4 protein-coding genes are annotated in these 7352 nt (G+C 56.9%); 2 read left to right on the top strand and 2 right to left on the bottom strand.

Annotation, left to right across the window (positions count from 1 at the left end):
* On the top strand, window positions 1-2611 hold a 2611-nt coding region (locus HY788_22030), incomplete at its 5' end, for an MMPL family transporter (GenBank protein ID MBI4776823.1).
* An 87-nt stretch (window positions 2612-2698) separates the two neighbouring features.
* Here the strand turns inward: HY788_22030 and HY788_22025 are convergent.
* Both HY788_22025 and cytX read right to left on the bottom strand, forming a co-directional pair.
* Window positions 2699-3697: a hypothetical protein gene (locus tag HY788_22025; protein MBI4776822.1), complete on the bottom strand. Its 999-nt coding sequence runs from the start codon at window positions 3695-3697 to the stop codon at window positions 2699-2701.
* A 7-nt stretch (window positions 3698-3704) separates the two neighbouring features.
* The gene (gene cytX / locus HY788_22020; protein MBI4776821.1) at window positions 3705-4925 is read right to left on the bottom strand and encodes a putative hydroxymethylpyrimidine transporter CytX; all 1221 of its coding nucleotides are present in this window, start codon (window positions 4923-4925) and stop codon (window positions 3705-3707) included.
* 418 nt (window positions 4926-5343) lie between these two features.
* On the opposite strand from cytX, the gene HY788_22015 reads away from it, so the two are divergent.
* Window positions 5344-7236, top strand: a complete 1893-nt coding sequence (locus HY788_22015; protein ID MBI4776820.1) for a GNAT family N-acetyltransferase — start codon at window positions 5344-5346, stop codon at window positions 7234-7236.
* The last annotated feature ends 116 nt before the right edge of the window (window positions 7237-7352 follow it).

Raw genomic sequence — 7352 nt, 5'->3', positions numbered from 1 at the left:
GGCCTACACGATCCGCAACCTCGGTTTTCTCACGGGCCAGCACGACCTCATCTCTCCGGACAATCCTCTGGTTGCGTTGAGCAGACAACTGGATCCTTTCGAAGATCGGGACGCCTTTCTGGTTGCGATCGAAGGGAAGGACCGGCAGCAGTCCCTTGCCTTTCTTCATACATTGGTTTCCCGGTTGGACGGCGAGACGGACCTGTATGACGACCTGTTTTACCGTCTGAATCCGGAACGTTTCCGAGACTGGGCGTTGCTGTATCTCGATGCCGGCGAGCTATCCCGCTTGGTCGAAAACGTAAAGGATCATGAAGAGCTGATCCGGGGGCTGTCCCGTTCCCCGGATCTGAACACGTTCTTCGACCTCGTGAACCGTGAGATGACATCTCGAATGGTCGGAGAAATCTTCACCGGTTTTCTTGACGAAGACGCCGGGACCGCGGATAGGGACAAGGCCTTCGACCTTTCTTTTCTTATCGAAGTCTTGCAGTCCTTTGAAACACAACTTCGTTCCGGTGTGCGGACGCCCCTCGAGTGGAACACCCTTTTCGGCGCGGACGAGCAGCCGGAAAAAGATCAAGGCTACTTCTGGACCGAGGACGATCGACTGCTGCTCGCTTTCGTGACACCGGCCCGAAAGCAAAAACAGTTCAACAAGACGGCGTATTCACTGAATCACCTGCGTTCAGCCATTTCGCAGATTCAAGAGCAGTTTCCCGGTCTCGAGGCGGGAGTGACCGGACGGGAGGCGCTGGACGCCGACGAAATGTCGGCGAGCATTTCGGACATGAGTTTGGCAACCCTGCTGTCCCTGGCGGGTCTATTGGTTCTGCTCATCGTCTTCTGGAAAACCATCCGGCGGCCCGTACTGGAAATCACGGAACTGGTTCTGGCCCTCAGCTGGACATTCGGACTGACGACGCTCGTTGTGGGTCACCTGAACATACTCTCGGTGGTTTTCGCTCCGCTTCTGCTGGGATTGGGGATCGACTACGGCATCCACTGGTTCGCCCGGTTCGAAGAAGAGATGGGCCGTACGGGAGGTAAGGACCTCGAGAAAGCCGTCCGGACCACACACATGGAAGTGGGACCGGGTATCGTTCTGGCCGGACTCTGTGCGGCCTTTTCTTTCCTTCCCCTGATCCTGACCGGGTTTCGGGGTCTGGTGGAATTGGGTCTGATCACGGCCGTGGGCATGGTCATGACCACCGTGACCACAACGTGTATCCTGCCGGCCCTTACGCTTCTGTTCGAACGAAGGCTAAAACCCGCTAAACGGACCGGCCACGCCCCCCTGTACGTGTTCAAGCTCGGTCGGCGATCCTCGCAGGTAATCCTCTTGGCGGCGCTGGCAGGCATGGCGGTTTCCCTGGTGGTCGCGCCCGGCATACGGTTCGATCTGAATCTGCTGCATATGCAGCCCCGGAAAGCCGAGTCCGTGGTATGGGAACACAAGTTGATGGAGGATTCCGAACGATCGGCCTTAACCGCATCGATTCTGCTTTCCGACCTGAACGAGGTTCGCGTCAAATCGCAGGAACTGGAGGCTCTGCCCGTTGTCTCCGAAGTCTCGAGCATTCTGAGCTTCCTGCCGGACGCGCAGGAGGACAAAATCCCCCTCCTCGAGCATCTCAAGCCGCTGGTGAGTCACCTTGGTCCGATCCGCCCGACGGAGGGGGCTCCCAATATTCAGCGTCTGGAAGATACGCTTTCACGAATACGCTTCAAGATGTCTCCCGACGCCGACTGGGGAGTGAATCGCCCTCTGGCCCGGCAGATGGAGGAAGTGCGTGATCGTATCGACTCGATTCGATCGGTCATGCAAAACCCCGGCCAGGAGAAGATCGAGCCCCGCCTCGCCGACTTCAGCGAGGGGTTGTTCGAGGATTTTGCCGACAAGCTGGACCTGCTGGAACGAAACGTCCGTTCAAGCCCCATGCGGATCCGGGATCTCCCGTCATCGTTACTCGATCGATACGTGGGGGAAGGGCCTGTTTTTCGAATAAAGATTTATCCGGCGGGCGATGTCTGGGACACCGACCGCCTTGAGAGGTTCGTCCGGGAAGTCCGCGCCGTGGATCCGAAGGCCGCGGGTGACGCCGTCACCCTGTATGTGTTCACCCACGCGTTTCGAAGGGCGTGCACGCAAGCAGCCCTATACGCGGTGATCGCCATCTTCGTCTTGCTGTTGATCTCCTTCCGCAACATCAAGACCGCTTTTCTCGCTTTTGTCCCCCTCATCGTGGGCACGAGCTGGACGTTGGGTCTCATGAGGTTGTTCCAGGTAGACTTCAACCTGGCCAACAGTCTGTTCTTACCTCTGATTGTGGGAGCGGGAGTCGAGTACGGGATTATCGTGATGACCCGCGGCAGGGTTTCATCGGATTCCGGTTTGCCGGCCGGCACGGTAAAAGGAGTGGCGCTGGCCGCCCTGACCACAACGGTGGGATTCGGAACCCTGATGATTTCGAGCCATCGCGGAATCTACAGTCTGGGTCTGCTGGCCGCCATTGGAAGCCTATGCATGTTGTGCTCGGCGGTTCTGGTGCTGCCGGCTCTCATGGGGATGTGGAGGAAGACCGGCAGGTCGGAGAACCCGCCGCAATGACAAAGGTTCTTTTGTCTCGGATTCGGGCAGGCATGGGAGCCTGCCCCTAAAGTGTTCGACGCTCTGTGGGGGTGAGTACCCGTCGCCTCAATCCAGCTCGTTTCGGACCTTTTTCGAGTTCTCCTGAAGGGCCTTACGTTTCTTCTTGCCGGAGAAACGCCATTTGGACTCGGTGACTTCGACGGCAGGGGGAAGCACGTCCACCACGTTGAGGTCCACTCTTTCCACGTGCATGCCCGTGAATTGCCGGACCTGACTCACGACGAGATGCTGAAGCTGGTTCAGCAGGGTTGGAAGGTTGTCGGTCAAAGCGACGGCCACCTCTGCGTACACGTCCATCCGCCCCTCATCCAGCGCGCAGCGAACCTGTCGAATCTGGAGCGACGGGTCGTGCTGTTCAAGAACCACCTTTACCAGGGACTCGAGGGCAGTGGCCGATATAGTGAGACGGCCCATGTAATACCCGGGATGGACGATGGATTTCTCGAAGGTTCTTGGCGGATGCCGATACAGGCGGTAGGACGATATCAGGTGTGAAATCGACGCCACGATGGTGTGAGAGAACACCCGTTTCACTTCTACCTGGGCCGCGGGTATGACGTGCTTGCCTTCGACCTCTCGACTCTCCCTGGCCGCCATCAACTCTTCCGGCCTCGATATTTCCTCGATGCGCACGATCTTAGCTGGCTGTGGCAAGTCCAAACGCTCGCAAATAAGACGCGCCATTTTCTCCGACGTTCCGATCACCATGATGCGGTCGGCCGAGTGCATACGGATCTGATCCCGAACGGCGCGAGCGTGTTCCTCGTTTTGAAAAACCGCCCTGCGAACGGCTTTCAGGGGCGAAACCTCGTTTTTTGCCGTTTTGCCCGCCACGATCTTCTGCTCGTGAATCAACAGCCCGTCGTCAATGATATACGGACAGCCCAGTAAGGAGGCAATGGACTGGGCCTGAAAACTCTTTCCGGTACCGCTTTCGCCCACCAATGCGTAGGTCTTGACTCCCAGCAAGCGGAGCTTGGTTCTACTGAGGAGGTCGCGTCCCCTTTCAACCAGGGCCAACAGACCTCTCGTTTGCTTTGCCATTTCCACTTCAGCCTCTTCTCATACCCACGATTCGTTTCAAAACGAAAAACAGGAGCCCCGTGCCGATCAACGAGGGAAGGGAAGCGCCTGCAATGAACCCGGTTCGCAGGCAGAACTGGTAGAAAACGACGCCGAGTAACCATGTGATAAGGGCAATCCAGTCGATGTTCTTCCGACTTTCTATATCGTAGTCCAGAAAGAAATAATGGGTGAGCACCACTCCGAACAGGGGAATGAAGAAAGACCCCAGCGTGTAGAGGAAATCCTCGTAACGTTCGATGGGGAGCACCAAGGCCACCGCAATGCCGAGTCCCCCGGCCACGGCGGTGGAAACACTTCCTCGGAGGCGCGGGCTCAGGTTGAGAGAGGACACGGCTGAGGAATAGATGTCCAGAAACGTCGTCGTAAAGGTGCTGAACAGTACGATCACCAGGGCCGGAACTCCGAACCAGAGCGTTGCAAACGAGATGATCGGCTCGGGTTTATCCAGAATGAGGCCGCTCGCCAAACCGAGAGCGAACATCCAGGAACTCCCGATAAAGTAGCCCAGATAGGTGCCGATAAAGCACCCTTTCTTGCTGCTCGCAAATCGTGAATAATCCGCCACCAGAGGCAGCCATGAAATGGGCATGGCTATGCACAGATCCAGTCCTTGACCGAAGGTGAGGAGACTCGGCTCCCCGCCTCCGGCGGTCCGCACGGAACCGCTCTCCAGAAACAGCATGACGGTCATGACCGCGCACAACGCTCCCAGGGTGATGATGGAAAGCCGCTGCAGCCATTTGAACGTGGATCTTCCAACCAATGCCCATGCCGTACACACGGCCCCGGATATCACGATCCAGAGTTGGGTGGACCCCGCGCCGGTGAAATTCAGCAGCGTCTGCACCGCCTTCCCGCATATGATCAACATGATGGCGGTCCATCCGATGAGTTGGAGGATGTTGAGCAGGGTCGCCAGATAGGAACCGTTCTTTCCGAACGTGGGGCGAAGCAGATACATCGTGGGAAGGCCCTTGTCGGATCCGATGAGGCCTCCAAGAGCCAGCGGCACGTTTCCTATGGCATGACCCAGGATAATGGCCGCCAACCCCGCCGCCCAGCCCAAAGGCACGAGTATGTTGCCGGCATAAATCTCGGCAATGGAAATGGACGCCCCGAACCATAGGACGAAATAGTCCATCCCCCTCATATGACGCTCGATATAGGCAATCGGTTTTAGCACCATGCTCTCACCTGTATTGGAAGCAAGGGATCCGGAAGTCCGGCAAGCCCTTTTCAAAGATGTCCACATTGACCTTCGAAACGACTCGACCATAAGGGGCAACGGTTTCGGTTATGCAGCCTATCACGATTCCTCAGCTTTATCAAAAAAGTTCGAGCCGGACGAAAACAACTTGAACTTGCGCCCCGTTTTGTTAAGCTTTTAGAAGGGGCTTTTGACGCCATTCGCAACGATCCGACAAAGAGACACGGCTCCTCGTCCGGGCCGCCCTGGATGGAGCAGTCGCAGACGGATCCGGAGGCTTGCCCGACTTTGCACATGATCGCCGGCCCGAGAACCGCGCCTCAAGTTGGTCGATCGGCTCCGGTACATAACCGGCATATCCATTTTTTCTGCATCGAGGAGGTTCCTCAGTGTGACTATGAAGGACTGGAAGGCAACATACGAAAAGAAGAAGTGCGACGCACGCAAGGCTCTCAAGGCCATCAAACCGGGCAACCGGGTGTTCATCGGTTCGGGCTGCGGGGAACCCCAGCATCTGGTCGATACCCTGGCCGAACTCCGGTGGGAAGTGTCGGACATCGACGTATTACACGCCTTGTCCATGGGAGAGGCGTCTTACACCAATCCCGAATTTAAAGGCCACTTCCGTCTTAAATCCTTCTACATCGCGTCCGCTTCCCGGGAAGCCGTGTCCGAGGGACGCGCCGACTATACACCCATCTATCTCCGGGATGTACCGGGTCTGTTCCAGAGCGGACGAATTCCCATACACGTGGCGCTGATACAGGTTTCACCGCCCGATATTCACGGCTACTGTTCGTACGGCATCAGTGTCGATATCACCAAGGCGGCCGCGGAAGCCGCAAATATCGTCATTGCCCAGGTCAATCCCCAGATGCCCCGGGTCTGGGGAAACAGCTTCATCCATGTGAACGACATCGATTACGTGGTGGAGTATGAAGAGCCGCTCCTCGAAAAGTTCCCCGAGCCGCCGGAGGAAGTGCACGAACTCATCGGCCGGCAAGTGGCCAAACTGGTCGAAGACGGCTCCACCATTCACGCCGCTTTTTATACGGCTCCCACCCATGCGCTCCTCGCTCTGAAAGACAAGAAGGATTTAGGCGTGCACACCGATGTACTGCACGACGCGTATCTGGATCTCATCGAAGCGGGCGTCGTCACCAATCGTGAGAAGACCAAGCACAAGGGGCGCATCATTGCCAGCTTTTGCATCGGCTCGAAACGTCTTTACGATTTTGTTCGCGACAACCCACAAGTGCAGCTCCATCCCATCGAGTACGTCAACGATCCTGCGGTGATCGGGGCCAACGACAAGATGGTTTCCATCGTATCCGCCATCCAGGTGGACCTTACGGGACAGGTTTGCGCCGATTCGGCGGGGTATCAGATTCTGAGCGGTATCGGCGGGTACGTGGACTTCATGATGGGGACGCGCATGTCCAAAGGCGGAAAACATATCGTGGCCATTCCTTCTATGAGCAGGGACAAGAAGCGCTCCCGCATTGTCACGCATCTGGACGAAGGAAGCGGCGTCGTACTGACCCGGGGTTCCGTGAAATATGTGGTTACCGAGTTCGGTGCGGCCAATTTGCACGGACTCAGCATACGGGAGCGGGCCATGGCCCTCATCAACATTGCTCATCCGCGGTTCCGGGAGAAGCTGCTGATCGAGGCCAAGCATCTCAAATATGTGTATGAAGACCAGATCATCCAAACCGGCATTGAATTGGCCTATGCGGACCGGTGGGAAATCCGGCAAACCTTCCACGACGACTCGAGAGTGTTCTTCCGGCCGATAAAACCCACGGACGAACGGGCTCTGCAGGAGTTCTTTTACTCCCTCCCCAAGGAGGACATTTATTACCGATTTCTCTCGAATATGAAGGTATTTTCCCACTACGACACCCAGGCCATGTGCAACATCGACTGGGAAGAGGGGGCGGCCATCGTGGGCACCATGGGTGAAATCGGCTCCGAAAGCATCGTGGCCGTGGGACGGTATCTGAAGGAATCGGATTCCGACCTGGCGGAGGTGGATTTCACCGTAAGCCACGAACAACAACGTAAGGGTATCGGCGCTTTTCTGCTGCACTATTTGACGGAAATCGCCAAGGAGCAGGGTGTGGCGGGATTTACAGCCTACGTTCTGTCCTCGAATCGAAAGATGCTGTCCGTGTTTCATCGCACCGGTTATCGCGTTCGCACCCGGACGGAAAACGGCGTCTTTCGGATCTCCTTCCGTTTCGACGAAACCGTGGACCAATGCCTCCTCGATCCGGAGGAGCAGTAAGAACATCGGTTCATATGATTTTGGGGACGGGCCAAGTGGTTCTACCACTCGACTCCTTAAATGAAGCACCAACGGCGGCTGATCCGGCTTCTCGCGCGGAGTGCGTGAAGCCCGTG

The organism is Deltaproteobacteria bacterium, assembly GCA_016208165.1.
Taxonomy (GTDB): domain Bacteria; phylum Desulfobacterota; class Desulfarculia; order JACQYL01; family JACQYL01; genus JACQYL01.
Note: the sequence above shows the minus strand (reverse complement) of the source record. Positions and strands in the feature narration are given on the sequence as shown.

Coding starts and splice junctions, on each gene's coding strand:
- HY788_22015 (MBI4776820.1), top strand. CDS start 5,344: ATGAAGGACTGGAAGGCAACATACGAAAAGAAGAAGTGCGACGCACGC.
- cytX (MBI4776821.1), bottom strand. CDS start 4,925: ATGGTGCTAAAACCGATTGCCTATATCGAGCGTCATATGAGGGGGATG.
- HY788_22025 (MBI4776822.1), bottom strand. CDS start 3,697: ATGGCAAAGCAAACGAGAGGTCTGTTGGCCCTGGTTGAAAGGGGACGC.